Below are 25969 nucleotides of genomic sequence, written 5' to 3' on the forward strand. Positions count from 1 at the left end.
GGGACGGGCAGTACGGAGCGGGACGCGCCGGGTGCTGATCGGCGGTCAGGTGCATAAGCGGAGGAATCGGTATCTTCGGTCCATGTATGCGATGCGTAGGGCGCTGTCGGCCGGGGCCGCGGCGGTCGTGTTGATGGTCGGCTCGGGGGCGGGCGCGCGTGCGGTTGCGGACACGGGCCACGGCGGCGTCGAAGCGGGCGGGGGCGCGGGTGTGGTCTCCGGGGCCGTCGCCCCGGAGGCAGACGTGGCCCATCACGGTCATGTCTCGCTGCACGGCGGGCGGTTCGAGATCTCCCTGAAGAGCGGGAACCACGGGCCCTCCGGCCTCGACGACGTCACGGTGAAGCTGGAGTTCTCACTGCGGGCGGTCGGCGAACTGCGCCTGCCCGAGCGGTGCCTGTGGGCCGGCGAAAGGGTGGTCCTGTGCGCGACGGGACCGCTGCGGGCGGACGGTGCCGGTCGCACGACCATCCTGCGTCTGCGGACAGCGGGCGACCCACCTGAGCTGGTCGTGAAGATCCGCACCGTGTGGAACGGGGGAGCCACCGACCGGAACCCGGCCAACAACGAGCACCGGGTGATCGTGCCGGCCACAGGGGATCCGTACGTCTTCTGACGCCGCCCCGCCCCGCCCCGCCCCGCCGGGCCGGGCCACGCCGGCCGGTGGCCCAGTGCGCCCGTATGACGCGGCCGGGTGCGTCCGGCACCGCGGCGGTCGTGGCGGCGGGTGCCTCCCGCCCGCCGTCGAGATGACGAAGGAGGAGGTGGTGAGCTGGTTGGCGCCGACGGTGCAGCGCTATCTGACGGGTGAGCGCCCCTGACCTCGCCGACCACCCCGCCGACCACCTCGCCGACCACCTCGCCGACCACCTCGCCGACCACCTCGCCGACTTCCTTTCGCCGGCCTTCCCCGGCGTCGTAGGCACGCGTCCGCCCCGGGCGGTCCGCCGCTACGTCCCTGAGCTATGTCCCCGCCCCTACGTCCCTTACGTCCCCGCCGTGCGCAGGGCCGACGCCACGATCGCCTCCAGGCGGGCGTGATGGGCGCCGCGCCAGTAGACGCGGTCGCACACGGTGCACCGGGCGAAGACGTCGTAGGTACGCTGGGTCCCCCGCTCCAGCTGGGCCTGGACCGACTCCTTGTCGGCGTCCGTCAGCGGCCCGTTGCACGCGGTGCACCGGGTCCACGGCGCCAGCTCCGGAGCGAACCGCTCCAGTACCTCGGTGAGTTGGTCGTCTGGCCGGTCGCTGTAGACGTACGCGCCCGCCCAGATCTCGCGGCGCCGCAGCAGGCCCCGGTCGCGGGAGAGCAGCACCCGTCGCTCCTTCGAGGACAGGGCCGCCAGGGCGGCGTCGCCGATGTCCTCGTTCTCGTATGCCGCGTCCACGCCGAGGAGGCGCAGCCGCCGCGCCAGCGTGCCGAGGTGGACGTCGAGAAGGAAGCGGAGCGGTGCGCCCGGGACCCGCTGAGGCCTTTCGACGCCGTGCACCTCGACGTGTTCGCCCTCCCGGGGAATATGCGAGACCGGCACCTGGCGGCCGTCGACCAGCAGCCTGCCTGCCTCCGTGAGCGGGACGCCGAGCGACTCGACGACATGGCCGAGTGTCGACGAGCCGTCGGTGACGACGGCACTGCGGCCCTGGCGGCGCTCCGACGGAAGGAAGAGCCGCAGCTCAGGGGCGACACTGAGGGTGATTTCCGGTCCGTTCACAGCGCCAGGATGTCACCGGCCGCAGGGTGGCAGCCAATAGTTTCCGCCGGGGCGCGTCCTAGGACCTCGCCACCCAGGTGACGCCTGCTCATGGCCGGATGAGTTCATTCCCTCGGCTTGTTCTGAGATCGAGACACCAGTCGTGGGAACGCAGCATGTTCCCCGGCGGGTATTCGACCTCGCGCACGCCCAGGAGCGTGAAACCGGCCTTGCGGCACACCCCGTTCGACGGGCCGTTGTCCACGGAGGGGAAGGCGTGCAGGGTCCGGTGTCTGCGCTCGGCGCGCGCCTGCTCGATCACGGCCAGTGTCCCGGCGGTCGCGATCCCGCGGCCCTGGAACGCGGGGAGGACGGCCCACCCGGTCTCGTAGATCTGCTCGCCGTCCCAGATCTGCTCCCAGAAGCCGACAGAGCCGGCGGAGCGGCCCGCGTCCTCGCCCTCGGCCACGAGGATGCGGAACATCCTTCCCCGGCCGGTGCGGTCGGCGCTCAGCTTCACATAGCGCTCATGCCGCTCGACCAGCTGTTCCTCGGTCTCGGGGCCCCCGAGGTGGTCCATCAGCTCCGGCGCGTTCGCGGCGCGCAGCAGCGCGAAGTCGTCCTCGGACCACGGCTCGATCCGTACCTTCACTGCGTCGATGCCCATGCCGTGCACTGTAGGGGCGGGGTACGACAGTGGTGGCGGGTGCGGCACTCGGGGCTTCAGCGCCGGGGTCGCGCGTACGCGGTCGGCGGCACGCCCACCGTCGCGGTGAAGTCCCGCGCCAGATGGGCCTGATCGCTGTAGCCGAGCTCGGTGGCGAGCGCGGACCAGTCGAGTACGGCCGTATCCGCCTCGGCACGCTCCAGCGCCTCGTGGATGCGGTAGCGCAGGATGACCCACTTCGGTCCCACGCCCACGCAGGCCGCGAACAGCCGTTGCAGCGAGCGCACCGACATCCTCTCCGCGGCCGCCAGGTCGGCGACGCGCCGGATCGAGCGGTCGCCACGGACCCGGTCGACCAGGGCCACGGCTTGCGCCGCCTGCGGGTCCGGTGCCGGGGCGAGGCCCAGGAGGAAGGCGTCCAGGGCGGCGACCCGGGCGTCCTCGTCGTCCGGTCCGACGACGTGGCGGATCTCGGCGTCGAGCCGCGTCCAGGGCGGCGCAGTCACGGCTCGGGCTCCGGTCGTTTCCTGCTGGTCGCCGCCCGGTGCGGGCCCCGGATCCGCGATCGCCCGCGTCAGTGGCACCCGTCGGCCCGTCCAGTACGACACCGGCCGGTTCGGCGCGAACGGCCGGAACCCGCCCGGCCGGAACTGCACCCCGCACACCCGTCCCCGGCCGGCGAGTTTCTGCGTGAACAGCTCCAGGCCGATGCCCGCGATCTCGGCCCATGGCGCCTCGTCGCCGTACCGCTGGAACACCAGGTTCACGGACGGGTGCGGCACGACATGGGAGGCGTACGGCTCGGTCAGATCCCAGTCGATGAGCCAGTAGTGCTCGATGAGGGAGCGCAGTTCGGGTGCGGGCTCCCGGCGGCGGAAGTCGACGCGGGCGAGCAGTTCCCGGGCTTCGACGATGCCCCGGGTGTCGCGTCGCGGACCTGCCATGGGGTGATCCTAGTTGCGGGCCGTGTCGCGTTTCTTCAAGACGGGTGCAGCGGTGCACGCCTACGGTCGGAGGTATGGCGATCACCATCAGTGACCTGTTGCGAGCAGCTGCGGAGCGCGCTGTTCCGGTGGTGCGCGGCATCACCGACGACCAGCTGGGCGACGCGACGCCGTGTGCCGAATACGACGTGCGGCAGTTGGTCGATCACCTCTTCCAGGTGGTCGTGAACTTTCAGCTGCTGGCGGCGAAGAAGGACACCGACTTCTCCGCGGAGCCGGACCGCGCCGGTCACGGCGACTGGCGGGAGGACTTCGTCCGCGAGACCGAGGCCCTTGTCGCGGCATGGGCAGTGCCGGGCGCCGACCAGGGCGTGACAGGGGCCATGAACATGCCGGCGGGCCTCGTCGGGAGGATGGCGCTCGGGGACCTCACGGTGCACGCCTGGGACCTGGCGCGGGCCACGGGGCAGGAGTTCGCACCGGAGCCGGTGGTCGTGCGCGAGGTGCAGACCGCGTTCGGCGAACTGGCACCGACCGCCCGGAAGATGGGCGTCTTCGGTGCCGAGTATCCGCTGCCGGACGGGGGAGCGGGTGCGTCGGACTTCGACCGGCTGCTGGCGCTCACGGGGCGCGATCCGGGGTGGCGTCGGCCGTAGCCGGGGTGGCGTCTGCCCCGAGGGTGACCGCAACACGCTCACCTCCGTACACCTGCCGGACGGGCACCGTTAAGCTCGCGGGTCACGACCGGCAACAGATGGAGAGATGTGGACGTGTCCCGAGCGCGTGTGGGTGTGGCCGTACTGACGATGGGCTCACGGCCCGCCGAACTGGGGGCTCTGCTCGCATCGGTGGCCGCTCAGGACCATCCCGCCACCCGCGTCGTCGTGGTGTCCAACGGCGCTCCGCTGCCCGACCTGCCGCCCGGCGTCACCGGCGTCGAGCTGCCCGAGAACCTCGGGGTGTCCGGCGGGCGCAACGTCGCCATGGAGCGGCTGCGCGAGTTCGGCGACGTCGACGTCCTCGTGGACCTGGACGACGACGGGCTGCTCATCGAGTCGGACGTCTTCAGCCGTATCGCCGCGATGTACGACGCCGATCCCGCGCTCGGGATCGTCAGCTTCCGTATCGCCGACGAGACCGGTTTCACCCAGCGTCGGCACGTACCGCGGATCGGAAGGACCGATCCGCTGCGCGGCGGGCAGGTGACCACGTTCCTCGGGGGAGGGCACGCCCTGTCGATGCGGATGCTGGAGCGGGTCGGCGGCTGGCCGGACGACTTCTTCTTCACGCACGAGGAGACGGATCTCGCCTGGCGTGCCCTGGACGACGGCTGGAAGATCCTCTACGCCCCCGAGCTGGTCCTCCAGCACCCCCGCACGCCTCCGACCCGGCACGGCGTCTACTACCGGATGACCGCCCGCAACCGCGTCTGGCTGGCGAAGCGGAATCTCCCGGCCCTGCTGGTGCCGCTCTACCTCGGCTCGTGGACCGCGCTCACGCTGGCGCGCACCCGCTCGGCGCCCGGCCTGCGGGCCTGGTTCGGCGGGTTCGCCGAGGGTGTGCGCACGCCGTGCGGCGAGCGCCGTCCGATGCGCTGGAGCACGGTGTGGCTGATGGCGCGGCTGGGCCGACCGCCGGTCGTCTGATCCAGCCATCGGGGCCGCGCGGGGACCAAGGGCGCACCCGCCCGAGAGCGCGAAGGCCGCGTGGCGCGTGGGGGACCAAGGGCGCACCGGCCCCGACGGCTCCCGGGGAGCGCGGGCGCGAAGGCCGCGTGGCGCGTGGGGACCAAGGGCGCACCGGCCCCAACGGCTCCCGGCGAGCGTGGGCGCGAAGGCCGCGTGGCGCGTGGGGACCAAGGGCGCACCGGCCCCAACGGCTCCCGGCGAGCGTGGGCGCGAAGGGCGCGCGGCGCGTGGCGCCAGGCCACACCGAGCAGTACGTCAGGGCCACACCAAGCAGTACGGCTGATGCCCCGCCTCGTGCAGACGATGACTGAAATCCTGCCATTCGTGCAGCAGCTGGTAGACGTTGAACGCGTCCCGCGGCCCGCCCCGGTCGGGGACGGTCGACCAGATGAAGGCGGCCGCGCCCACCGACTCCTCGCCGATGTCCCGCAGCGGGTCGACCACGGTCATGGGCAGCTTCACCACCGCATAGTCGGGGTGGAGCACCACCAGCTCCAGCGGCGGCACCTTGTGCAGGGGCATGCCCTGGATGCCGGTCAGCACCATCGCGGCTATGGTCTCCGGCTTGATCTTCGTGAACATGCCGCCCATGCCGAGCTCGTCGCCGCCGAGCTCCTCGGGGCGCATCGAGATCGGCACCCGTGCGGCCGTGGCCCCGTCGGGCGCACCGAAGTACTTGTACGTCACCCCCAACCGGCCGCTCCTGCCTCCCACGGGATCATCCGCTTCGCCTCGCCGGTGTTTTCCACGCCGGGCAGGCTCAGGACCCAGGTCGTCGGTCCCCTCGCCCAGTCCGCCACCGCGATGCATATCTCCACCCGACCACTCGCAGCCCCCGCCGCGCAACCAGATCATCGTGACAGTGACCTCCCCCACGAACGTCCGGTGAAACACCTGTCCGCAAGATCGCCCGGGCCTCTGAGACCATGGTTTCCGTGAGCTTTCCCTATGACGCCCCAGTTTCGCAGACGCTTTTCGACCGCGCGTCCCTTGTGACGCCCGGCGGCGTGAACTCTCCCGTCCGTGCCTTCCGCGCCGTGGGCGGTACGCCCCGGTTCATGGTGTCCGGCACCGGACCGTACCTGACCGATGCCGACGGTCGTGAGTACGTCGACCTCGTCTGCTCCTGGGGGCCGATGATCCTCGGGCACTCCCACCCCGAGGTGATCGAGGCGGTGCAGGCGGCGGTCGCCCGCGGCACCTCCTTCGGCACGCCGGGCGAGGGCGAGGTCGCTCTCGCCGAGGAGATCGTGGCCCGTGTGGCGCCCGTCGAGCAGGTACGGCTGGTCTCCAGCGGTACGGAGGCGACGATGTCGGCGATCCGGCTGGCCCGCGGTTTCACCGGCCGGCCCAAGGTGATCAAGTTCGCCGGCTGTTACCACGGTCACGTCGACGCGCTGCTCGCGGCGGCGGGTTCGGGCGTCGCGACGTTCGCCCTGCCGGACACGCCCGGCGTCACGGGTGCGCAGGCCGGTGACACGATCGTGCTGCCGTACAACGACCTGGAGGCCGTGCAGGCGGCCTTCCGCGCACACCCGGGCGAGATCGCCTGTGTGATCACGGAGGCGTCGCCCGGCAACATGGGCGTGGTCCCGCCGCGGCCCGGCTTCAACCAGGGGCTCAAGGACGCCTGCGCGAAGAACGGCGCCCTGTACATCTCCGACGAGGTGATGACCGGTTTCCGCACCTCGAAGGCGGGCTGGTTCGGTGTCGACGGTGTCGTGCCCGACCTGATGACCTTCGGCAAGGTGATGGGCGGCGGGTTCCCGGCCGCCGCGTTCGGCGGCCGCCGGGACGTCATGGCGCACCTCGCGCCGGCCGGTCCCGTCTACCAGGCGGGCACGCTGTCCGGTAACCCGGTCGCGACCGCAGCGGGCCTCGCGCAGCTGCGGCTGCTGGACGACGCCGCGTACGAGAAGGTGAACGCGGTCTCCACAGAGATCCAGGCGCTGGTCCGGGACGCCCTGACCGAGCAGGGCGTGGCGCACCGGCTGCAGACGGCGTCCAACATGTTCTCCGTCTTCTTCACCCCGACCGAGGTCAGGGACTACGAGGACGCCAAGAAGCAGGAGGCGTTCCGCTTCAACGCGTTCTTCCACTCGATGCTCGCCGACGGCGTCTACCTGCCGCCGTCCGCGTTCGAGTCCTGGTTCGTCTCCACCGCCCACGACGAGCGCGCGATCGAGCGGATCGCGGCGGCGCTGCCCGCCGCCGCCCGAGCCGCCGCGGAGGCCACCGCATGAGCCGCAGGGACATCACCGTCGTCCATCTGATGCGCCACGGCGAGGTGCACAACCCCGATGGCGTCCTCTACGGCCGCCGCAGCGGCTACCACCTCTCCGAGCTCGGGCGGCAGATGGCCGACCGGGTCGCCGAACATCTGGCGGGCCGGGACATCACGCATGTCGTCGCCTCACCGCTGGAGCGCGCCCAGGAGACCGCCCAGCCGATCGCCAAGTCGCACGGTCTGACGCTCGAAACCGACGAGCGGCTGATCGAGGCGGCCAACGTCTTCGAGGGCAGGACCTTCGGCGTCGGCGACGGCGCGCTGCGCCAGCCGGCCAACTGGAAGCACCTGACCAACCCGTTCCGCCCGTCCTGGGGCGAGCCGTACGTGGAGCAGGTCGAGCGGATGACGGCCGCCCTGGAGGCGGCGCGGGACGCGGCGCGCGGACACGAGGCGGTGTGCGTCAGCCACCAGTTGCCGATCTGGGTGGTGCGCAGTTTCGTCGAGAAGCGCCGGCTGTGGCACGACCCGCGGCGCCGCCAGTGCACGCTGGCCTCGCTGACCTCGTTCACCTACGAGGGCAACACGATTGTCTCCGTCGGATACTCCGAGCCGGCCCGCGATCTCGTTCCGCCGCATCTTCTCGCCGGTGCCAAGCCCGTGAAGGGCAAGTCGAAGGCATTCGGCGCGTAGCCACCCGGGAAAAGACGTAGAAGAACCCGTCGCGCATATCAGGAACCTCCGCGTTCCGCACGGCATCTCTCCCTGTGCCGGTTTGGAAATCTCCCCCGGACCAGGGGAGTGCGGATGGGGGACGATATGCGCGACATCACCCGAAGGGGTCTGCTCGGAGCGGGACTTGGGGCCGCGGCCGCGGTCACAGTGGCGGGCTGTGGCTCCAGTGGCCCGGGCGGATCCGGCCGTGGCCGGGGCGGTGACCAGGGCAAGGGGGCCAAGCCCTCGCCGTCGGCGGCGCAGGGCCGGCCGATCGGCGACGGCTCCACGTCCGACACCGGCAAGCAGCCCAACCAGCCGGGGCGTGAAGTTCCGCTGGAACCGGGGCAGACGCCGCCGCAATTCGTGATCTTTTCCTGGGACGGTGCGGGCGAGGTCGGCAACGGCCTCTTCCCGCGCTTTCTCGAACTCGCCAGGAACCATGACGCGGCGATGACCTTCTTCCTCTCCGGGATCTATCTCCTGCCCGAGTCGAAGAAGTCGCTCTACCGTCCGCCGAACAACTCGATCGGCGCGTCCGACATCGGTTATCTCACCGACGAACACATCAAGGACACCCTGAAGTACATACGCCAGGCGTGGCTCGACGGCCATGAGATAGGCACCCATTTCAACGGGCATTTCTGTGAGGGCCCCGGATCGGGTGGCAGCTGGTCGACCGCCGACTGGCAGAGTGAGATCGACCAGGCTGTGAAGTTCGTCACCGAATGGCGGACCAACAGCGGCTGGCACGACATCGATCCGCTGCCGTTCGACTACCGCAAGGAACTCGTCGGCGGCCGCACCCCGTGTCTGCTCGGCCAGGACCGTCTGCTGCCCGCCGCGAAAAAGCTGGGCTGGCGCTACGACGCCTCGTCGCCCGGCGGCCGTCAGATGTGGCCCGGCAAGCGGCTGGGCATCTGGGACCTGCCGCTCCAGCTGATGCCGTTCCCCGGGCACTCGTTCCAGGTCCTGTCCATGGACTACAACATCCTCGCCAATCAGTCCAAGAATTCGACCAAGGGCATGCCCTCGCGTTATCCGGGCTGGCGGAAGCAAGCCACGGAGGCGTATCTCGCGGGATTCAGCCGCGCCTACGAGTCCAATCGCGCGCCGTTCTTCATCGGCAATCACTTCGAACAGTGGAACGGCGGCATCTACATGGATGCCGTGGAGGAAGCGCTGAAGGGCATGGCCGGGAAGAAGGACGTACGGCTGGTCTCCTTCCGGCAGTTCTGCGACTGGCTCGACGCACAGGATCCCCAGGTGCTCGCGAAACTGCGGACCCTTGAGGTCGGCCAGGCACCGGCAGGCGGCTGGAACGCATTCCTTAAGGCTTCCTGACAACGGGCCTTATCGGGCACGCAGGGGGGCGCGGGAGATCGCCGCCGAGGCCATGCGAAACTTTTCACATGAGCCTCAGCCGTGCCCCTCGCGCCGCCCTGCTGACCGCACTGGTCGCCGCAGGTGCGCTCACCCTGTCGGCCTGCGGCGAAGGCGGGAAGTCCGGAGGCGGCGGCGACACCAACTTCGTCACCGGCTCCGGCGGCATCTCGACCGTCGCCAAGGGGGAGCGTCGGTCTCCGAACGAGCTCAAGGGCGAGACCCTGGAGGGCGACCAGCTCGACGTCGCCGATCTCCAGGGCAAGATCGTCGTGATGAACGTATGGGGATCATGGTGTCCGCCCTGCCGTTCCGAGGCCCCCTATTTCGCGAAGGTCGCGAAGGAGACCAAGGCGAAGGGCGTCGAGTTCGTCGGAATCAACACCCGGGACGCCAACAAGGGGCCGGCCCTCGCTTTCGAGAAGGACTACGGGATCGAGTACCCGAGCCTGTACGACCCGATCGGCAAACTGATCGTCAACGGCTTTCCCAAGGGCAGCCTCAATCCGCAGGCCATTCCCTCCACGATCGTGCTCGACCGGGACGGAAAGATCGCGGCCCGCTCGCTCAAGGCCCTCGACGACGAGGAACTGCACAAGATCATCGACCCGTTGATCGCGGAGAAGTGATCCTGTGGAAGTCCTCGCCGCAGCCTCCGAACTGAACAAGACGGTCCTCGGCGGCGCCCTGCTCCTCGCGCTGCCCATCGCCGTGCTCGGCGGGCTCGTCTCGTTCTTCTCGCCGTGCGTGCTGCCGCTCGTCCCCGGTTACCTCTCGTACGTCACCGGCGTCACGGGCACCGATCTCGCAGAGGCCCGGCGCGGCCGGATGGTCGCCGGTGCCTCCCTGTTCGTGCTCGGCTTCACCGCCGTCTTCGTCTCCGGCGGCGCGCTCTTCGGCTACTTCGGCTCCACCCTCCAGGCCGAGCGGGAGCTGCTGTCCAGGATCCTCGGCGTGCTGATGATCCTGCTGGGCGTGTTCTTCATGGGCATGATGCCGTGGCTCACGCAGCGCGAATTCCGCATCCACAAGCGGCCGGTGTCCGGGCTCGCGGGCGCGCCCGTGCTCGGCGCCCTGTTCGGCATCGGCTGGACGCCGTGCATCGGACCGACGCTCTCGTCCGTCCAGATCCTCGCGGCGGACCAGGCCAGCGCGGGCCGCGGGGCGCTGCTGACCGTCGCGTACTGCCTCGGCCTCGGGCTTCCGTTCATCCTCGCCGCGGTGGCGTTCCGCAAGGCGCTCGGCGCGTTCGGCTGGGTCAAGCGGCACTACGCCTGGGTGATGCGGATCGGCGGCATCATGATGATCGCGACCGGTCTGCTGCTGCTCACTGGCGTCTGGGACAGCATGGTCCAGTCGATGCAGAGCTGGTCCAACGGTTTCACGGTGGGGATCTGAACGTCCATGAGCAAGTACGACACCGACGAACGCGAGCTCGGCGCGGCCGGCGCCCAGCTGTCCACCGCCCCCACCGAGACCGCCGCGGACCAGACCGTCGGCGGCCCCGCCCTCGGAGTGATCGGCTGGGCACGCTGGTTCTGGCGGCAGCTGACCTCCATGCGGGTCGCGCTGATCCTGCTCTTCCTGCTGTCGCTCGGCGCGATCCCCGGCTCCCTCGTCCCGCAGAACAGCGTCGACGAGATGAAGGTGCAGGCGTTCAAGGACCGCCACGAGGTCCTCGGCCCCCTCTACGAGAAGCTGCAGTTCTTCGACGTCTACAGCTCGGTGTGGTTCTCGGCGATCTACATCCTGCTTTTCCTCTCGCTCATCGGCTGCATCGTGCCGCGCTCCTGGCAGTTCGTCGGTCAGCTGCGCAGCCGCCCGCCGGGCGCGCCGCGGCGGCTGACCCGGCTACCCGCGTACACGACGTGGCGGACGCAGGCCGAGCCGGAGCAGGTGCGCGAGGCGGCGCTCGCGCTGCTCGGCGGACGCCGCTTCCGCGCCCACACGGCGGGCGACGCGATCGCCGCGGAGAAGGGCTATCTGCGCGAGGCCGGCAATCTGGTCTTCCATGTCTCGCTGATCGTGATGCTGGTGGCGTTCGCCTTTGGCCAGCTGCTGAAGTCCGAGGGCGGCAAGCTGGTCGTCGAGGGCGGCGGCTTCTCCAACACGCTCACCCAGTACGACGACTTCAAGTCCGGTTCGCTGTTCGACACGGACGACCTGCCCCCCTTCAGCTTCAGCCTGGACGGCTTCACCGGCACGTATGAGAAGAACGGGCCGCAGCGCGGCACGCCGCGCACCTACGAGGCGGCCGTGACCTGGTCCGGGCCCGGCGGCACCGAGAAGAAGCAGATCATCGAGGTCAACAAGCCGCTGGAGGTGGACGGCACCAAGGTCTTCCTCAACGGCCACGGGTACGCACCCGTCGTCACCGTGCGGGACGGCAACGGCAAGGTGGTCTTCCAGGACGCCGTGCCGCTGCTGCCGATCGACAACAACATCACGTCGACCGGCGCCATCAAGGTGATGGACGGCTACCGTGACAAGAACGGCAAGAAGGACCAGCTGGGCTTCCAGGCGTTCTTCGTGCCGACGTTCGCGGGTCACGGCAAGGGCGACATGTTCTCCCAGTTCCCGGGCCTGGAGTACCCGGTGCTCGCGCTCACCGGCTACCACGGCAGCCTCGGTGTCGACGCGGGTCTGCCGCAGAACGTGTACCAGCTCGACACGCGCAAGATGAAGCAGTTCAAGGACGCCAAGGGCGACATCCTCAAGCAGCGGATCCGCCCCGGCGAAACCATGAAGCTGCCCGACGGCGCCGGCTCCATCACCTTCGAGAACGAGGTGAGAGAGTGGGCGACCTTCCAGATCACCCGTCAGCCCGCCACCGGCTGGGCGCTGAGCGGCGCGATCGCCGCCATCGCGGGCCTGGCCGCCTCGCTGTTCATCCAGCGCCGCCGCATCTGGGTGCGGGCCGTGCGCGGTGAGGACGGCGTGACGGTCGTCGAGATGGCCGGGCTCGGCCGCAGTGAGTCGGCGAAGCTCCCGGAGGAACTGGCCGGCCTGGCCGCGACACTCCATTCGAAGGCGCCGACAGCGCCTGAACCCGTAGACGTTCCTGCCGAAGGGGCTGAGAAGTGACTCTCGCCGCCGCAACCAACGAGAATCTGGCGGAGATCAGCAACTACCTGATCTATTCGTCGATGGCCGTCTACACGCTGGCCTTCCTCGCGCACATCGCCGAGTGGCTCTTCGGCAGCCGCAGCAAGGTGGCCCGCACGGCCGCCGCGCTCACCGCCCCCGCCGAGGCGGCCGAGGCCCCACCGGTCACCGTCCGGAACGCCGGCGGAACCGCGGTCCTTCAGAGGCCGAAGGTCGTCACCCGCGCCGCGAGCGGCGCCCGGGACGTGCCCGACGGCCCCGGCGCGCACGGCGGCACCGAACAGGGCGACCTGTACGGGCGGATCGCCGTGTCTCTCACCGCGCTCGCGTTCCTGCTGGAGGCGGCGGGCGTCGTCGCCCGCGCCCTGTCGGTGCAGCGCGCGCCGTGGGGCAACATGTACGAGTTCTCCACGACCTTCTCCACGGTCGCCGTCGGTGTGTACCTCGCCCTCCTGCTGGCCGGGAAGAACATCCGCTGGGCCGGGCTGCCGCTCGTCACCACCGTGCTGCTGGACCTCGGCTTCGCCGTGACCTACCTGTACACCGAGAGCGACCAGCTGGTGCCCGCCCTCGACTCGTACTGGCTGTGGATCCACGTCTCCACCGCGATCTTCTGTGGCGCCGTCTTCTACCTCGGTGCGGTCGGCGCCGTTCTCTACCTCTTCCGCGACGCCTACGAGCGCAAGCTCACCCGCGGCGGACAGCCAGGAAAGTTCGCCACCTCGGTCATGGAACGGCTGCCCTCGGCGGCCTCGCTCGACAAGTTCTCCTACCGCGTCAACGCGGCCGTCTTCCCGCTGTGGACGTTCACGATCATCGCGGGCGCCATCTGGGCCGGCGACGCGTGGGGCCGTTACTGGGGCTGGGACGCCAAGGAGGTCTGGTCCTTCATCACCTGGGTCGCGTACGCCGCCTATCTGCACGCCCGCGCCACCGCCGGCTGGAAGGGCCGCAAGGCCGCGTACATCGCGCTCGTCGCGTTCCTGTGCTTCCTGTGGAACTACTACGGCGTGAACATGTTCGTGAACAGCCTGCACTCGTACGCGGGCGTGGAGTGACGCGACAACCCTCGTGAGGTAGCGCCGACACCGCCGGCGAGTGACGCTGGAGGCATGAGTGACGTGATCCCCCAGGGCACCACCGAGACCCGGGACGACGGCACTCGCCTGCTGCGGTACGAGCTGCATCTGCCGCACCCGGTGATCCGGGTATGGGCCGCCGTCGCCACTCCCGAAGGACTGCCGGCCTGGCTCTGCGCCGCCGATCTCCTCGAACCGCGACTAGGCGGCGCCGTCACCCTGCGCTGGCTCAACGCCGATGCGGACGGTCGTTACATCGTTGCGGAGGGACATGTCACCGCGTGGGACGTGGAGCGGGTCGCCGAGTACACGGTCACCGTGCACGGCCGCATCCGCTTCCACCTGGAGCCGCACGGCGACGAGGGCACGGTGCTCCGCTTCACCAACGAACTGCGGTGCGACGACGAGGTGCTGCTCGACTGCCTGGCCGGCTGGCACCACCACTTCGAGCTGCTGGTCGCCGCGCTGGAGGGCAGGCCGACCACCGACTGGTCTACCTGGACCCCTGAGCGCTGGCAGCAGCTGCGGGACGCGTACGCGGCCGCGTGACCGCACGGGGGCGGCACTGCTGCGCGGCCGGTCAGTCCTTCTCGGCCGGTCGGTCCTTCTCGGCCGGTCGGTCCCTCTCGGCCGGTCAGTCCCTCTTGGGGATGCAGTCCACCGGCGGCGGCTCCTGATCCGGCCACGAGAACTCCTGGAACCGCAGCGTGCCGTCGGCGGCGAGCCGCACGATCGGCACCGCCTTGTTCCGCGGGTTGCCGTAGTTGTCCAGGCAGATCCAGCCGCTGGCGCCGTTCACCCGGAGCGAGCCCGTCAGATGGGGCCACTGGGCGGTCACATCGGTCAGCGCCGGGGCCTTCGCCGAGGTGCCGGTCGCGCGCCGGATGCCCTGCACGGCGGTCGCCATCGCGTCGTAGCCGATGATCGTCTGCCCGTCCTGAAGCTGGTTCGGCCCGATGTCGGCGCGCATCTCCGCGATGCCGTCGGCCAGTTGCCGGTACGCCGCCGCCGAGCCGCCCCTCGCGGGCAGCGGCCGTCCCGGGGCCTCGACCCAGGCGTCCGGGTGGGCGAGCGCCGCGTACTTCAGCGTCACCCGCGGCTTCTTCTCGCCCGGCCGCACCGCCAGGGCCTGCCGGTCCAGCTTGTCGTCCGAGCCGAGATAGGACGCCTCGTCACCGGTCAGGACCGTGAACCCGCGGCCGGCGCAGCCCGCTTTGCCGAGCTCCGAGACGAACACCCGCAGGGGAGTGTGGCGGCCCGCGAAGAACACCGTGTGCGCCTCGGTGTCGCAGATGTAGTGGGCGATGCTGTTGAAGACATTGCCAAGATTGCCCGGATTGTCGGGCTCCTCGCTGGAGGTGAACTGCCTCGGCTCGTAGACCTGGTCGGGCAGCTGCTCGTTGAACGCCTCGCGCAGCGTCTGCGCATAGCGGTCGTCCGGATTGGTGTCGTAGACGAGCAGGGCGCTGCGGTCGACGGATTTGGCGTGGAACACCAGCGCCCGGGCCTCATCCTTGTTGGTGGGGGAGACGCGGGCGAGGCCGGGGACGTTGGTGATGTCGTCGGCGGTGATGGTGGAGCCGACCATCGGAATCCGGTGACGGGCCAGCAGGGCGACGGCCTGCTTGTTCGCGGTGTTGCTGGTGGCAATGCCGGTCACCACGCGCAGCTGCTCGGGGCCGTCGACCATGGTGACCAGCTGGTTCGCCACGTCCTCCCAGTAGTGGCCCAGATTGCCGGTGTTGGCCAGCAGCAGACGGATCTTGGGCGGCCGGCCCTCTGCCCGGTTGGCGAGCCGCTGCTGCACGTACACGCCCTGCAACTCGTGCCGCATCTTCCTCAGCTGCTCCGGCGCCTTGGAGCTGAACGGCATCATCACCGCGACCGAGACCGCCAGCTGCTCGGAGTCGTCCACTGTTCTGTTCTCGGCACCGATGGCGCGGGCGACCTCCTGTATCTCCTTCACCCCGAAGTGGTAGCCGGTCGCCGAGACGCCGATGCACTCGTCGCTGCCCTCGGGCTTCACCACGCCCGTCGCGCACGAGCGGTCCGGGTCGAGCACGCCCGGGCCGAACAGCACGGCCAGCACGACCGCGGTCGCGGCGCCGACCCCGATGAGGATCTTCGTCAGGTTGTTCATCAGTCGTTCCCCCCACTCGCCCGGATCCGCCGGGAACAGTCGCACTCCCACAGCGGACGACCCGACCGGATGCTCTCCGCCCATTGCGTGGCGGCGTCGGTGAGTACGGAGCTGTCGGCGACGTCGTCCCGCAGCGCGTACAGCGCGCCGTGGACTGCCGCCTCCAGCCGCGCCTCGGGCAGTTCCAGCCAGTCCTGCGCGAGCCAGGCGGCGTTCAGCAGCCGCTCGACGCGCCGCTCCGGGTCGCGGTGCCCGCCCGTGAACGCGAGACGGCGCCGCTGCGCGAGCCCGTCGAAGCACGGCGCGGACGCGATGTGCAGCAGTTCCTCCAGCCAGCCCGACGTGTCCGGGCGGCCGAGGGAGCCGGTCAGGTGCGCGACGGCCCCCTGGGTCCGGCCGATCGCCAGCTCGTGGTGGTACGCGTGCCAGGAGACGGGCCCGGCCGCCGCGTAGTGCATCACCAGCCGGGAGTGCATGCCGAGCCAGGAGGAGTGGTCGGCGTCCAGGTGGTAGAGCCGGTGCAGCAGCAGGGTGCGCAAGCAGTGGTCGGCCACGAAGTGCCGCTCGCAGCGCGGCCATCCGTCGGCGTCGAGCGCATGGCGCAGCTCCGCGGTCGTCATGCCGGCCGCCGCCGGGAGCAGCAGCTCGGCAGAGCGCGCGTCCGCGGCCGGGGACAGCCGGGTGAGCAGTTCGCCCATTTCCCCCGGGGCCAGCTCCTCCCGCACGGCTTCGGCCAGGGTCGGCCCGGTGGCCGCCTGCAACGGGGTCGCCGGCCGGTGCCGCAGCAGCGAACGCAGCGTCAGCGTCGCCAGGGCGGCCGGCGCGAGCGGGCCGGGGGCCGTGGCGGCCCCCGGCGTGGTCCGCAGGTGCTCGATCGCGTCCGTCATCCGGGTCATGGCCAGCGGCCGTCCTCCGGTGAACCGGTAGAGCGCACGCGGCAGTCCGGGCGGCAGCATCGCGTCCGGGTCGACATGGCTGAGCAGACCGTCGGAGGTCTCGGGACCGGCCGACGGCAGCGGCGGATACGGCACCACGACCATGGGGTGCCGGCACAGCCCGTCGCCCCGGCTGCCGGCCAGGCCCACCGCGGAGCTGAGCGACGCCAGCCGGTGCGCGCCCTGAAGCACCGACGGGTCGCCGCGCCGGAACGCGGCGTACATGACGACCCGGTCCGGATGGCCGGTCGAGCGGTGGGTGAGGCAGTCCCGCACCAGCTGCTCGCCCAGCTCGTCGTGGGCGTTGTCCAGCAGCATCAGCGGACGGCCCGTGCGCAGCAGCCAGCCACCGGCCGTCCGGTACGCCGCGTCCAGGTCGGCGCGCAGTGCCTGCCCGAGGAAGTACTCGGCGCGCCGTCGCTGGTCACCGCCGAGGCGGAAGTGACTGCCCAGCAGGGTCAGCCCCCAGCGGGCGCTGCCCTGCGCGCCCGGATAGGCCCCGTACCAGCCGACGGCCTTGCGGCTGCCGCGCTGGAACAGCTCCTGCAGCAGCACCTCCACCGACACCTCGATGAACTTCTGCACCGGAGGCAGCGGCATCGGCAGCGCCGCGTACGCCGCCATCAGCTTGGCCACCCAGCTCTGCACGACCGGCGCCCAGTTGCCGCGTGACGGCGAGATGAGCTCCAGGCGGCGCAGTTCGGCGGCGATGCGCTCGTCCTGGTCGGCGTTCCACGTGCCCGAGGCGACCGCGACCAGGCCGGCGAACAGCCGGGTCATGTGCAGCGTCGGCGCACGGGGCGGCCCCGCGCTCGTGAACCCGATGCCCAGCAGCCGCAGCGCCTCCGTCACCAGCGACCGCGACTCCGGCGACTCGGCCGCGCCGGTGCGCAGCGCGTCGTCCGCGCAGTCCAGGTACGCGGTGGGCGTAACGGGTCCGCAGACGTCGCGCAGCCAGGCGAAGTCGTACGTCTTGCCCATGCCGCGGCCACCGACGACGGCGACCACGGGAGGTGGCAGTGCCTTGCAGTACGGGCGGAAGGTGCGGCCGGCGACTTCGGCGCCGGCGAGATGGGACGTGAGCTGCGCGAGCAGTTCGCTCCTCGCGGCGAGTTGATCCCTCAAAAACGACTCCCGAGCGGTCAAGTGGCGCCAGGGAACATCCAGTTGTCAACCATGATATGGCCTGTCGGGCAGCTGGGCCGAGGAATTCTCACGTTTTCGTGTTCAGTCTGTTACGCGCCGTTGCCGGAGCCGTCGCCAGGTCGCCGTGGCCCCGGAGCCGGGCGGTATCACGGGGCTGCGCGGGATCACGGAGCGGCGCGGGGCTCACTCGCCGATGTCCTCGTTCCACAGGTCGGGGTGCTCCTCGATGAAGGCGCGCATCATCGCCGCGCACCCGGCGTCGTCCAGCAGCACGACCTCCACGCCGTGCTCCGCCAGCCAGTCGTGGCCGCCGTGGAAGGTCCGCGCTTCGCCGATCACCACCCGGGAGATCCGGAACTGCCGCACCAGACCGCTGCAGTACCAGCACGGCGAGAGCGTGGTCACCATGGTGGTGCCCCGGTACGACCGCTGCCTGCCCGCCGCGCGGAACGCCGCCGTCTCCGCGTGCGTCGACGGATCGCCGTCCTGCACACGCCGGTTGCGGCCGCACCCCAGCAGGCGGCCGTCGGCCCCGTACAGCGCCGCACCGATCGGGATGCCTCCCTCGGCGAGCCCCGCCCGCGCCTCGGCGACGGCGGTGGCGAGCCACCTGCGGGCCTCTGCTTCGTTCATGACCGCACTCTTCCCCGACGGGCCCCGGCATCACCTCATCGGCGCGCCCGATGACCCCATCGGCAGGACGTGGCGTACGTCAGCTCGGCGGCGGCCCGCGTGAAGCTGAGGACGGTGGCGACCTTCTCGAAGGTCACCAGGAGCCGGAGCTCCATCAGCTGTCCTCGTCCTCGCCATGCTCGCGGCGCTTCAGCTCCTCCTCGCGGCGGCGCAGGTCGGCCTCCCAGTCCTTGAGCAGCGACTCGTCCTTCTTGTTCTCTTCCTTGATGGACTTCAGGAACTCCGGATTGTCGTCCGGCGCGACCCACTGCGTGCGGTGGTTGCGGTGCCACTCGGAAGGGGTGCGGCCGCCGGCGGGTGCGTGCCGCATCTTCCCCGCGGCGAACCAGACGATCGGCCCGACGACCCAGAACAGCAGGATGATGAAGATCCAGGCGAGTTTGGGCAGGTGCTTCGCCTCGTCCTCGGGGGTGTTCAGACAGTCGATGAACGCGTAGATCGTCAGCGCCAGCGGCAGGATGTACATCAGTGCCCTGAGCATGTGGGACAGCCCCCTGAAGACATAGGCGGGGCCGTGTTCCCCGGCCCCGGTGACGGGCCCAGGGTAGCCCTTGGCCGATACTTGACCCCATGGCTTACGACGATCTTCGCTCCTTCCTCCGGGCGCTGGAGCGCGAGGGCGACCTCAAGCGCATCAAGGCCGAAGTCGACCCGTATCTGGAGGTCGGGGAGATCGTCGACCGGGTGAACAAGGCCGGCGGCCCCGCCCTCCTCTTCGAGAACGTGCGCGGCTCGGCGATGCCGCTCGCGATGAACGTGTTCGGCACCGACCGCCGGCTGCTGAAGTCGCTCGGCCTGACGTCCTACGAGGACATCAGCGACAAGATCGGCGGCCTGCTCAAGCCGGAACTGCCGCACGGGTTCGTCGGGGTGCGCGAGGCGTTCGGCAAGCTCGGCTCGATGGTGCACGTGCCGCCGAAGAAGGTGAAGGACGCGCCCGTGCAGGAGGTCGTCCGCACCGGCGACGACGTCGACCTGGACGCCCTGCCCGCGCTGTTCACCTGGCCCGAGGACGGCGGCTCGTTCTTCAACCTGGGTCTCACGCACACCAAGGACCCGGAGTCCGGCGTGCGCAACCTCGGTCTCTACCGCCTCCAGCGCCACGACAGGCGCACCATCGGCATGCACTGGCAGATCCACAAGGACAGCCGCAACCACTACCAGGTCGCCGCCAAGCGGGGCGAGCGGCTGCCGGTCGCGATCGCCTTCGGCTGCCCGCCGGCCGTGACGTACGCGTCGACCGCGCCGCTGCCCGGCGACATCGACGAGTACCTGTTCGCGGGGTTCGTCGCGGGCAAGCGGATCGAGATGGTCGACTGCAAGACCGTGCCGCTCCAGGTCCCGGCGAACGCGGAGGTCGTACTGGAGGGCTGGCTGGAGCCGGGGAAGATGCTGCCCGAGGGCCCCTTCGGCGACCACACCGGCTTCTACACGCCGCAGGAGCCGTTCCCGGCGCTGACCATCGACTGCGTCACGATGCGCAAGCGGCCGCTGCTGCAGTCGATCGTGGTGGGCCGGCCGCCGACGGAGGACGGCCCGCTGGGCCGCGCGACGGAGCGGTTCTTCCTGCCCCTGCTCAAGATCATCGTGCCGGACATCGTGGACCATCACCTGCCGGAGTCGGGTGGTTTCCACAACTGCGCGATCGTCTCGATCGACAAGAAGTACCCGAAGCACGCGCAGAAGGTCATGCACGCCATCTGGGGCGCGCACATGATGTCGCTGACCAAGCTGATCGTGGTCGTCGACGCCGACTGCGACGTCCACGACCTGCACGAAGTCTCCTGGCGGGCGCTGGGCAACACGGACTACGCCCGCGACCTCACCGTCGTCGAGGGCCCCGTCGACCACCTCGACCACGCCTCCTACCAGCAGTTCTGGGGCGGCAAGGCGGGCATCGACGCGACGAGGAAGCTCCCCGAGGAGGGCTACACCCGGGACGGCGGCTGGCCGGAGATGGTCGTGTCGGACCCCGATACGGCGGCGCTCGTGGACCGCCGCTGGAAGGAGTACGGACTGTGAGTCCCATCGCCGTGGGCGGTCCGGCCCTCTTCATCGGCACCGACACCGATTACGTGGCCCTCGTGCGGCCCGAGCTCGACCCCACCGACCCGGGCGTCCGGCTGGCCGCCGAGCAGGCGGGCGTCGCGCCCGAGGAGTTCGCGGGCGCCGGCGACACCTGGACGGTCCTCTTCGAGACCGACGGTGAGGGCGACGGCTTCGAGCTGCCCGGTGTACGCGACGCGGAGCCGGCCGGCTTCGCGGAGCGGCTGCGCGCCGAGCTCGACGCGGCGGCCGGGCCGTTCACGGTCGACGGCGGCGCCGTGCTGCGTCTGGACGCCCAACCGGCCGGCCCGGACGCGTACGCCTTCATGGCGCACCTCACGCCGCCCGACGACGCCGCGACACCGCTCACCGTGGTGACGGGCCCCCTGCCCGTCGCCGGGCTGCTGGCCGACCTCGACGCGTTCCTCGGGAGCCTCGCATGATGACGACCGCCGACGGGGTCGTGGGTCCGGGCCCGGCGGAGCGGCCCGGCCGTACCAAGGCGTTCCTGCGCCTGGTGATGATCGAGCACTCGGTGTTCGCGCTGCCGTTCGCCTACATCGCCTCGCTCACCGCGATGTTCCAGCTCGACCGGAACGTCCACTGGGTGAAGCTCCTGCTCGTCACCGTCGCGATGGTCGGCCTGCGGACCTTCGCGATGGCGTGCAACCGGATCATCGACCGCGAGATCGACGCCCGCAATCCGCGCACGGCCTCGCGCGAGCTGGTCACCGGCGCGGTGTCCGTCCGCTCGGCCTGGACGGGCGCGCTCGTCGCCCTCGTCGTCTTCCTCGGGGCCGCGGCCCTGCTCAACCCGCTGTGCCTGGCGCTCGCGCCGGTCGCCGTGGTGCCGATGGTGGTCTATCCGTACGGCAAGCGGTTCACCAACTTCCCGCACGCCATCCTCGGTCTCGCCCAGGCCATGGGCCCGGTCGGCGCGTGGATCGCGATCACGGGCGCGTGGTCGTGGGAGGCGGTGCTCCTCGGGCTCGCGGTGGGGGTGTGGATCGGCGGCTTCGACCTGATCTTCGCCTGCCAGGACGTCCAGGCGGACCGGGCCCACGGCGTGCTGTCGGTCCCGGCCCGTTTCGGCGTCCCGGCGGCGCTGTACGGGGCGCGCGGTTGCCATGTCGTGACGATGGCCCTGTTCGTCTGGTACGCGCTGGCGACGGACGCGGGCGTGTTCCTGTGGCTGGGCCTGGCGGTCGTGGCGGCGGCGTTCCTCTACGAGCACTCGATCGTGCGCCCGCACGACCTGTCGCGCCTGAACAGGGCGTTCTTCACGACCAACGGCTTCATCGGGATCTCGCTCTTCGTCTGCGCCTCGGTGGACCTTATCGCTCGGGGTCTCACCTTCTAGCCCGATCGGGTGGTCGGCGGTCGAGTCGCCGTACGGCGTGATGGGACGTCGTAGCGTGTGACGCGTTGCTCCCCGCTGGGGATGTTCCGAAGGCGATGCCCAGGAAACCGTTCACGGTGAAGTGCTCCCCGCCCCTGCGGGGATGGGGAGGCGGTTGTGTCCGGAACAGACAGCGACTGTCCTCGCTCGCGACTCGCGTCGCTCGAGGATGCGTACCCAGGGCACCAGGTCGAGATTGTCGGCGGTGAACAGGTGCTGAGTGGAAGACGGCCGACCTGCGGTCACACGGTCCACAGCCTGTGGCGCACTCTGAGATCGCAGGTGCCTGCGGGTTGGGGATTCATCTCCGACGTGGCGATCCCCGTCGACGACGCGAACGAATTCTGCCCCGACCTCGCCGTGATCCCCGCCGCCGAGGTCGCCAAGAACCTCAGCGCGTACTCCCCCGAGCTCATCGAGCTCGCTGTCGAGGTCGTCTCGCCGAGCAGCGTGCGCAACGACTACGAGGTCAAGGACCGGGCGTACGCCCGGCGCGGCATCCCGCACTACCTGATCTTCGACCCGTACGAGCAGCACTGCGTGACGCTGTGGAACCCGGGACCGGACGGGTACCTCGGCCGGGACACCATTCCTTATGGCAAGACCATCACCGTGGAGACGGGCATCGGCACGTTCTCGGTGGACACGTCCAAGCTGCCGGTGGACCCGCGCTCCTGACGCACCCCGGCCGGCTCACCTCGTCCGGGGCGGACGGGAGCCGCGGAAGACGAACGCCGCCGCCACGCCCGCCAGCAGGCCGAACAGGTGGCCCTGCCAGCTGACCCCCGTGTTCGCCGGGGATATGCCGGCCAGGATCGAGCTGCCCCAGACCGCGCCGACTACCAGGCCCACCACCGCGTCCCGCATCCGGCGCTCGACGAAGCCTCGGGTCACCAGGTAGCCGAAGAGGCCGAAGACCAGGCCCGACGCGCCCGCCGTGTTGACGTCAGCGGGGGAGAACAGCCAGACGCCGACGCCGTCGATCAGGATGATCAGCAGGGACACGGCGAGGAAGCGGCGGATGCCGCCGAGTGCGGCGAGGAAGCCGAAGATCAGCAGGGGGACGCTGTTCGCCGCGACATGACCGAAACCGAAGTGCATGAATGCCGACGGGACGATGTCGATCAGCTCGCCGGGCTCGCGCGACACGACTCCGTACGCGTCGAGCGCGTGGCCCGTTGCCACGTCGACCGCTTCGAGCAGCCACAGCAGGGCGACCCAGGCCAGCATCAGCTTGACCGCCGCTCGGGCGCGATCACTCCGGCGCCCTGCGAGGTGAGTGTCTGCCATCGCGATCCCCCTCGGGTCCTACGTCTGACACCCACCGGAACGTCCGGCGCACCTGGCGCAGTTCCGTGCCCGCGCGGCCGGATAGGCTCACCCGTGTGGAGCCGCAGGAATGGAACAGTCGTCGGCCGTGGGTCGTGGGGGTGTCGGGTGCCTCCGGCACGCCGTACGCCGCCGCCGTGCTGCGGGCGCTGCTCGCCGCCGGCGAGAGCGTGGACCTCGTCGTCAGCCGAGCCTCGCGGCTGACACTGCTCGACGAGACGGGAATCGCGTTCCGGGACGCGCACTGGCGGGACGACCTGCGTCAGTGGCTGGCGAGGGGCGCGGACGGCAAGCCGGACGCATTCGACGTCGATGTGGACGATGTGCGGCACTGGGCCGCGGGGGACCTCGCGGCCGGACCGTCGTCGGGCTCGTACCCGGTCAAGGGGATGCTGATCGTGCCCGCGTCGACCGCGTGCGTGGCGGGTGTGGCGCTGGGGCTTTCGAAGGACCTTCTCCAGCGGGCGGCGAGCGTGACGCTCAAGGAGCGGCGCAGGCTGGTGGTCGCCGTGCGGGAGACCCCGCTGAACGGGCAGACGCTGAAGCATCTGGTGACGCTGGACGAGGCGGGCGCCGTGGTGCTGCCCGCCTCTCCGGCGTTCTACGCGGGGGCGACGCACATCCAGGATCTGGTGGACTTCGTCGCCGGGCGGGTGCTGGACGCGGCAGGGGTGCCGCACAGCCTGTACCGCCGCTGGAAGGGGGAGCTCGGTGGTGGCTCCGCAGACGATTAGCGCTTCTTGCCGCGGCGCGGTGCGCGGGTCCGGTCGACCTGGCGGGCGGCAGAGGGCCGGTGGGCACGCGAGCGGTTGGCCAGCTCCTGCAGCTGTCGCATGTGGGCGTAGGCCATCTCGATCGTGTACACGGTGAGTGTCATCTCCTGTATGGATCCGGATCCTTGTGGGATCAGCTGTGATCATTTGAGTGATTCGCAGGGTGTCGTCCCTGCGTGCCTTAGATTCTATACGTAAACTTGTGGTATCGCTGAATAATGGAAGGCACAGGCATATGGACGCCGTGGACAGGCAGCTCATCCAGGCCCTGCGCGAGAACGGCAGGGCCTCGTACGCCGAGCTCGGCCGGCTCGTGGGGCTCTCCGGCCCCTCCGTGACCGACCGCATCAACCGCCTGGAGGCGGCGGGGGTCATCACCGGCTACCGCGCCACGGTGGACGCGGCCTCGCTCGGCCTCGGGGTCACGGCGCTCATCGGCATCTCGCTCTCCGACGCCGCTGACCACGAGGATGTGGCGCGCCGGCTCCGGGACCTCGCCGAGATCGAGGACTGCTGGTTCATCGCGGGCGACGACTCGTACATGCTCAAGGTGCGCGCCAGCGACGTCGACGGTCTGGAGAAGACCATCCGCCGGCTCTCCGGCACCCGCGGCGTCTCGCGCACGCGCACCACCATCGTCCTGTCCACCAAGTGGGAGAACCGCGTCGGCGACCTGCCCGACGAGGCCTGAACTCCGCCCGCCGCAGCACCCCCCCGCCGTGCCGCCCCGCCCGTGAAGTGACGCGAGGGCGGGGGAGTACGGTGGGCGGAGCCTGTTTTACGTGGAGATATGGGAGGCGCCCGGATGACTGCATCTATTCAGGATGTGGGTCTCAAGCGCGAGCTGGAGGAGAAGGTCCGGGCCGGTGAGCGGCTGACCCGCGAGGACGGCATCGCCCTCTACGAGTCGGACGACCTGGCCTGGCTCGGCGGTCTCGCCCACGAGGTGCGCACGCGCAAGAACGGTGACGTCGTCCACTTCAACGTCAACCGCCACCTCAACATGACCAACGTGTGCACCGCGTCGTGCGCCTACTGCTCGTTCCAGCGCAAGCCGGGCGAGAAGGACGCGTACACCATGCGCATCGAGGAGGCCGTCCGCCTCGCCAAGGCGATGGAGAACGAGAACCTCACCGAGCTGCACATCGTCAACGGCCTCCACCCCAACCTGCCGTGGCGCTACTACCCCCGCTCGCTCTCCGAGCTGAAGAAGGCCCTGCCCAACGTCTCCCTCAAGGCGTTCACCGCCACCGAGATCCACCACTTCGAGACCATCTCCGGCCTCAGCGCCTCCGAGATCCTCGACGAGCTCATCGAGGCCGGTCTGGAGTCGCTGACCGGTGGCGGCGCCGAGATCTTCGACTGGGAGGTCCGGCAGCACATCGTCGACCACCGCACCCACTGGGAGGACTGGTCGCGCATCCACCGCCTGGCGCACGAGAAGGGGCTCAAGACCCCGTGCACCATGCTGTACGGGCACATCGAGGAGCCGCGCCACCGCGTCGATCACGTGCTGCGGCTGCGTGAACTCCAGGACGAGACCGGCGGTTTCCAGGTCTTCATCCCGCTGCGCTACCAGCACGACTTCGTCGACATGCAGGACGGCAAGGTCCGCAACAGGCTCCAGGCGCGCACGACCATGGCGACGGGCGCCGAGGCGCTCAAGACGTTCGCGGTCTCCCGCCTGCTGTTCGACAACGTCCAGCACGTCAAGGTCTTCTGGGTGATGCACGGTGTGCAGACCGCCCAACTCGCCCTCCAGCACGGGGCCGACGACATGGACGGCTCGGTCGTCGAGTACAAGATCACGCACGACGCGGACAACTACGGGACGCCCAACAAGCTGACCCGTGACGATCTGCTCGACCTGATCCGCGACGCCGGGTTCCGCCCGGTCGAGCGCAACACGCGCTACGAGATCATCCGTGAGTACCCGGGCCCGGACGCCGACCGCCGCGAGTCTCCGCAGCCGATGCGCGTCTGACCGGCTCGGGCGCTCGGCCCGAGGCG

29 protein-coding genes and 1 pseudogene are annotated in these 25969 nt (G+C 70.3%); 20 read left to right on the forward strand and 10 right to left on the reverse strand.

The genetic code is table 11. The annotated features are described in order from the left end of the window. Positions 1-82 precede the first annotated feature (82 nt). The 3 genes and pseudogenes from ACH5AF_RS19265 to ACH5AF_RS19275 all read left to right on the forward strand — a co-directional run bounded on the left by ACH5AF_RS19265 (position 83) and on the right by ACH5AF_RS19275 (position 1041). Positions 83-616 (forward strand): hypothetical protein, encoded by a 534-nt coding sequence (locus ACH5AF_RS19265; RefSeq protein WP_398902839.1) that lies wholly within the window; start codon positions 83-85, stop codon positions 614-616. A 115-nt stretch (positions 617-731) separates the two neighbouring features. Then, positions 732-821: pseudogene (locus ACH5AF_RS19270) on the forward strand (TetR/AcrR family transcriptional regulator); the annotation flags it as partial. After that, complete coding sequence (locus tag ACH5AF_RS19275) at positions 808-1041, forward strand: hypothetical protein (protein WP_398902840.1); 234 nt, start codon at positions 808-810, stop codon at positions 1039-1041. The pseudogene ACH5AF_RS19270 and the gene ACH5AF_RS19275, both read left to right, overlap by 14 nt. Here the strand turns inward: ACH5AF_RS19275 and ACH5AF_RS19280 are convergent. The 3 genes from ACH5AF_RS19280 to ACH5AF_RS19290 form a co-directional block, all read right to left on the reverse strand. Beyond that, on the reverse strand, positions 987-1712 hold the full coding sequence (locus ACH5AF_RS19280) for a Mut7-C RNAse domain-containing protein (protein ID WP_398902841.1): 726 nt from the start codon (positions 1710-1712) through the stop codon (positions 987-989). The two genes, ACH5AF_RS19275 and ACH5AF_RS19280, sit on opposite strands and share 55 nt — an antisense overlap. An 88-nt stretch (positions 1713-1800) precedes the next feature. Next, entirely contained in the window at positions 1801-2358 is a 558-nt protein-coding gene (locus tag ACH5AF_RS19285; protein ID WP_398902842.1) for a GNAT family N-acetyltransferase, read from the reverse strand. 56 nt (positions 2359-2414) lie between these two features. Further along, positions 2415-3302, reverse strand: a complete 888-nt coding sequence (locus ACH5AF_RS19290) for a DUF6597 domain-containing transcriptional factor (protein WP_398902843.1) — start codon at positions 3300-3302, stop codon at positions 2415-2417. Positions 3303-3376: 74 nt separating this feature from the next. Between ACH5AF_RS19290 and ACH5AF_RS19295 the strand changes: the two genes are divergently transcribed. Both ACH5AF_RS19295 and ACH5AF_RS19300 read left to right on the forward strand, forming a co-directional pair. Continuing rightward, positions 3377-3958 carry a TIGR03086 family metal-binding protein gene (locus tag ACH5AF_RS19295; protein WP_398902844.1) on the forward strand — a complete coding sequence of 194 codons (582 nt, stop codon included), beginning with the start codon at positions 3377-3379 and terminating at the stop codon, positions 3956-3958. Between the two features lie 114 nt (positions 3959-4072). After that, positions 4073-4948: a glycosyltransferase family 2 protein gene (locus ACH5AF_RS19300; RefSeq protein ID WP_215185315.1), complete on the forward strand. Its 876-nt coding sequence runs from the start codon at positions 4073-4075 to the stop codon at positions 4946-4948. Between the two features lie 297 nt (positions 4949-5245). Here the strand turns inward: ACH5AF_RS19300 and ACH5AF_RS19305 are convergent, their stop codons facing one another. Continuing rightward, the gene (locus tag ACH5AF_RS19305) at positions 5246-5800 is read right to left on the reverse strand and encodes a hypothetical protein (RefSeq protein WP_215185445.1); all 555 of its coding nucleotides are present in this window, start codon (positions 5798-5800) and stop codon (positions 5246-5248) included. A 116-nt stretch (positions 5801-5916) separates the two neighbouring features. Between ACH5AF_RS19305 and hemL the strand changes: the two genes are divergently transcribed. The 8 genes from hemL to ACH5AF_RS19345 all read left to right on the forward strand — a co-directional run bounded on the left by hemL (position 5917) and on the right by ACH5AF_RS19345 (position 14047). Further along, the gene (hemL, locus tag ACH5AF_RS19310; RefSeq protein ID WP_398902845.1) at positions 5917-7233 is read left to right on the forward strand and encodes a glutamate-1-semialdehyde 2,1-aminomutase; all 1317 of its coding nucleotides are present in this window, start codon (positions 5917-5919) and stop codon (positions 7231-7233) included. Then, a complete protein-coding gene (locus tag ACH5AF_RS19315) occupies positions 7230-7910 on the forward strand; it encodes a histidine phosphatase family protein (RefSeq protein ID WP_398902846.1) in 681 nt (226 codons plus the stop codon). Before hemL ends, ACH5AF_RS19315 begins: the two co-directional genes overlap by 4 nt. Positions 7911-8036: 126 nt before the next feature. After that, the gene (locus ACH5AF_RS19320; RefSeq protein WP_398903028.1) at positions 8037-9275 is read left to right on the forward strand and encodes a hypothetical protein; all 1239 of its coding nucleotides are present in this window, start codon (positions 8037-8039) and stop codon (positions 9273-9275) included. Positions 9276-9343: 68 nt separating this feature from the next. Further along, the gene (locus ACH5AF_RS19325; RefSeq protein ID WP_398902847.1) at positions 9344-9943 is read left to right on the forward strand and encodes a TlpA family protein disulfide reductase; all 600 of its coding nucleotides are present in this window, start codon (positions 9344-9346) and stop codon (positions 9941-9943) included. A 4-nt stretch (positions 9944-9947) separates the two neighbouring features. Next, positions 9948-10712, forward strand: a complete 765-nt coding sequence (locus ACH5AF_RS19330) for a cytochrome c biogenesis CcdA family protein (RefSeq protein ID WP_398902848.1) — start codon at positions 9948-9950, stop codon at positions 10710-10712. 6 nt (positions 10713-10718) lie between these two features. After that, entirely contained in the window at positions 10719-12398 is a 1680-nt protein-coding gene (locus ACH5AF_RS19335) for a cytochrome c biogenesis protein ResB (protein ID WP_398902849.1), read from the forward strand. Continuing rightward, positions 12395-13477: a c-type cytochrome biogenesis protein CcsB gene (gene ccsB / locus ACH5AF_RS19340; protein WP_398902850.1), complete on the forward strand. Its 1083-nt coding sequence runs from the start codon at positions 12395-12397 to the stop codon at positions 13475-13477. Before ACH5AF_RS19335 ends, ccsB begins: the two co-directional genes overlap by 4 nt. 54 nt (positions 13478-13531) lie before the next feature. Further along, complete coding sequence (locus ACH5AF_RS19345) at positions 13532-14047, forward strand: SRPBCC domain-containing protein (protein ID WP_398902851.1); 516 nt, start codon at positions 13532-13534, stop codon at positions 14045-14047. Positions 14048-14132: 85 nt separating this feature from the next. Here ACH5AF_RS19345 and ACH5AF_RS19350 read toward each other — a convergent pair whose 3' ends face one another. The 4 genes from ACH5AF_RS19350 to ACH5AF_RS19365 all read right to left on the reverse strand — a co-directional run bounded on the left by ACH5AF_RS19350 (position 14133) and on the right by ACH5AF_RS19365 (position 18893). Further along, positions 14133-15638: an ABC transporter substrate-binding protein gene (locus tag ACH5AF_RS19350; protein WP_398902852.1), complete on the reverse strand. Its 1506-nt coding sequence runs from the start codon at positions 15636-15638 to the stop codon at positions 14133-14135. Then, a complete protein-coding gene (locus tag ACH5AF_RS19355) occupies positions 15638-17698 on the reverse strand; it encodes a hypothetical protein (protein ID WP_398902853.1) in 2061 nt (686 codons plus the stop codon). The genes ACH5AF_RS19350 and ACH5AF_RS19355 overlap by 1 nt, the downstream gene beginning before the upstream one ends. 204 nt (positions 17699-17902) lie before the next feature. After that, entirely contained in the window at positions 17903-18352 is a 450-nt protein-coding gene (locus tag ACH5AF_RS19360) for a nucleoside deaminase (RefSeq protein WP_398902854.1), read from the reverse strand. 154 nt (positions 18353-18506) lie between these two features. Next, on the reverse strand, positions 18507-18893 hold the full coding sequence (locus tag ACH5AF_RS19365; RefSeq protein WP_398902855.1) for a PLD nuclease N-terminal domain-containing protein: 387 nt from the start codon (positions 18891-18893) through the stop codon (positions 18507-18509). Between the two features lie 89 nt (positions 18894-18982). On the opposite strand from ACH5AF_RS19365, the gene ACH5AF_RS19370 reads away from it, so the two are divergent. From ACH5AF_RS19370 to ACH5AF_RS19385, 4 genes are all read left to right on the forward strand, one after another. After that, entirely contained in the window at positions 18983-20434 is a 1452-nt protein-coding gene (locus ACH5AF_RS19370) for a menaquinone biosynthesis decarboxylase (protein ID WP_398902856.1), read from the forward strand. Next, on the forward strand, positions 20431-20901 hold the full coding sequence (locus tag ACH5AF_RS19375) for a hypothetical protein (RefSeq protein ID WP_398902857.1): 471 nt from the start codon (positions 20431-20433) through the stop codon (positions 20899-20901). Before ACH5AF_RS19370 ends, ACH5AF_RS19375 begins: the two co-directional genes overlap by 4 nt. Further along, positions 20901-21818: a menaquinone biosynthesis prenyltransferase MqnP gene (mqnP, locus tag ACH5AF_RS19380; protein WP_398903029.1), complete on the forward strand. Its 918-nt coding sequence runs from the start codon at positions 20901-20903 to the stop codon at positions 21816-21818. The genes ACH5AF_RS19375 and mqnP overlap by 1 nt, the downstream gene beginning before the upstream one ends. Positions 21819-21974: 156 nt before the next feature. Then, positions 21975-22535, forward strand: a complete 561-nt coding sequence (locus tag ACH5AF_RS19385; RefSeq protein WP_398902858.1) for a Uma2 family endonuclease — start codon at positions 21975-21977, stop codon at positions 22533-22535. 15 nt (positions 22536-22550) lie between these two features. Here ACH5AF_RS19385 and ACH5AF_RS19390 read toward each other — a convergent pair whose 3' ends face one another. Further along, a complete protein-coding gene (locus ACH5AF_RS19390) occupies positions 22551-23147 on the reverse strand; it encodes a rhomboid family intramembrane serine protease (protein WP_398902859.1) in 597 nt (198 codons plus the stop codon). Positions 23148-23242: 95 nt separating this feature from the next. Here ACH5AF_RS19390 and ACH5AF_RS19395 point away from each other — a divergent pair, with 95 nt between their 5' ends. After that, positions 23243-23920 (forward strand): UbiX family flavin prenyltransferase, encoded by a 678-nt coding sequence (locus tag ACH5AF_RS19395; RefSeq protein WP_215185352.1) that lies wholly within the window; start codon positions 23243-23245, stop codon positions 23918-23920. Here ACH5AF_RS19395 and ACH5AF_RS19400 read toward each other — a convergent pair. Then, positions 23917-24063, reverse strand: a complete 147-nt coding sequence (locus tag ACH5AF_RS19400) for a hypothetical protein (protein WP_215185353.1) — start codon at positions 24061-24063, stop codon at positions 23917-23919. The two genes, ACH5AF_RS19395 and ACH5AF_RS19400, sit on opposite strands and share 4 nt — an antisense overlap. A 131-nt stretch (positions 24064-24194) precedes the next feature. Between ACH5AF_RS19400 and ACH5AF_RS19405 the strand changes: the two genes are divergently transcribed. Together ACH5AF_RS19405 and mqnE are read left to right on the forward strand one after the other, a co-directional pair. Beyond that, positions 24195-24650, forward strand: coding sequence for an Lrp/AsnC family transcriptional regulator (locus tag ACH5AF_RS19405; protein ID WP_177148502.1), 456 nt, complete (start codon positions 24195-24197; stop codon positions 24648-24650). 114 nt (positions 24651-24764) lie between these two features. Next, positions 24765-25943, forward strand: coding sequence for an aminofutalosine synthase MqnE (gene mqnE / locus ACH5AF_RS19410; protein WP_398902860.1), 1179 nt, complete (start codon positions 24765-24767; stop codon positions 25941-25943). Positions 25944-25969: the final 26 nt, after the last annotated feature.

Source organism: Streptomyces sp. NPDC018833, assembly GCF_044390825.1.
Lineage (GTDB): Bacteria > Actinomycetota > Actinomycetes > Streptomycetales > Streptomycetaceae > Streptomyces.

What these genes read in the sequence shown, in the direction of transcription:
- ACH5AF_RS19265 (WP_398902839.1), top strand. Translation starts at nt 83, where the DNA reads ATGTATGCGATGCGTAGGGCGCTGTCGGCCGGGGCCGCGGCGGTCGTG.
- ACH5AF_RS19285 (WP_398902842.1), bottom strand. Translation starts at nt 2,358, where the DNA reads ATGGGCATCGACGCAGTGAAGGTACGGATCGAGCCGTGGTCCGAGGAC.
- ACH5AF_RS19290 (WP_398902843.1), bottom strand. Translation starts at nt 3,302, where the DNA reads ATGGCAGGTCCGCGACGCGACACCCGGGGCATCGTCGAAGCCCGGGAA.
- ACH5AF_RS19295 (WP_398902844.1), top strand. Translation starts at nt 3,377, where the DNA reads ATGGCGATCACCATCAGTGACCTGTTGCGAGCAGCTGCGGAGCGCGCT.
- ACH5AF_RS19305 (WP_215185445.1), bottom strand. Translation starts at nt 5,800, where the DNA reads ATGCATCGCGGTGGCGGACTGGGCGAGGGGACCGACGACCTGGGTCCT.
- hemL (WP_398902845.1), top strand. Translation starts at nt 5,917, where the DNA reads ATGGTTTCCGTGAGCTTTCCCTATGACGCCCCAGTTTCGCAGACGCTT.
- ACH5AF_RS19315 (WP_398902846.1), top strand. Translation starts at nt 7,230, where the DNA reads ATGAGCCGCAGGGACATCACCGTCGTCCATCTGATGCGCCACGGCGAG.
- ACH5AF_RS19320 (WP_398903028.1), top strand. Translation starts at nt 8,037, where the DNA reads ATGCGCGACATCACCCGAAGGGGTCTGCTCGGAGCGGGACTTGGGGCC.
- ACH5AF_RS19325 (WP_398902847.1), top strand. Translation starts at nt 9,344, where the DNA reads ATGAGCCTCAGCCGTGCCCCTCGCGCCGCCCTGCTGACCGCACTGGTC.
- ACH5AF_RS19335 (WP_398902849.1), top strand. Translation starts at nt 10,719, where the DNA reads ATGAGCAAGTACGACACCGACGAACGCGAGCTCGGCGCGGCCGGCGCC.
- ACH5AF_RS19345 (WP_398902851.1), top strand. Translation starts at nt 13,532, where the DNA reads ATGAGTGACGTGATCCCCCAGGGCACCACCGAGACCCGGGACGACGGC.
- ACH5AF_RS19350 (WP_398902852.1), bottom strand. Translation starts at nt 15,638, where the DNA reads ATGAACAACCTGACGAAGATCCTCATCGGGGTCGGCGCCGCGACCGCG.
- ACH5AF_RS19360 (WP_398902854.1), bottom strand. Translation starts at nt 18,352, where the DNA reads ATGAACGAAGCAGAGGCCCGCAGGTGGCTCGCCACCGCCGTCGCCGAG.
- ACH5AF_RS19365 (WP_398902855.1), bottom strand. Translation starts at nt 18,893, where the DNA reads ATGCTCAGGGCACTGATGTACATCCTGCCGCTGGCGCTGACGATCTAC.
- ACH5AF_RS19370 (WP_398902856.1), top strand. Translation starts at nt 18,983, where the DNA reads ATGGCTTACGACGATCTTCGCTCCTTCCTCCGGGCGCTGGAGCGCGAG.
- mqnP (WP_398903029.1), top strand. Translation starts at nt 20,901, where the DNA reads ATGACGACCGCCGACGGGGTCGTGGGTCCGGGCCCGGCGGAGCGGCCC.
- ACH5AF_RS19390 (WP_398902859.1), bottom strand. Translation starts at nt 23,147, where the DNA reads ATGGCAGACACTCACCTCGCAGGGCGCCGGAGTGATCGCGCCCGAGCG.
- ACH5AF_RS19400 (WP_215185353.1), bottom strand. Translation starts at nt 24,063, where the DNA reads ATGACACTCACCGTGTACACGATCGAGATGGCCTACGCCCACATGCGA.
- ACH5AF_RS19405 (WP_177148502.1), top strand. Translation starts at nt 24,195, where the DNA reads ATGGACGCCGTGGACAGGCAGCTCATCCAGGCCCTGCGCGAGAACGGC.
- mqnE (WP_398902860.1), top strand. Translation starts at nt 24,765, where the DNA reads ATGACTGCATCTATTCAGGATGTGGGTCTCAAGCGCGAGCTGGAGGAG.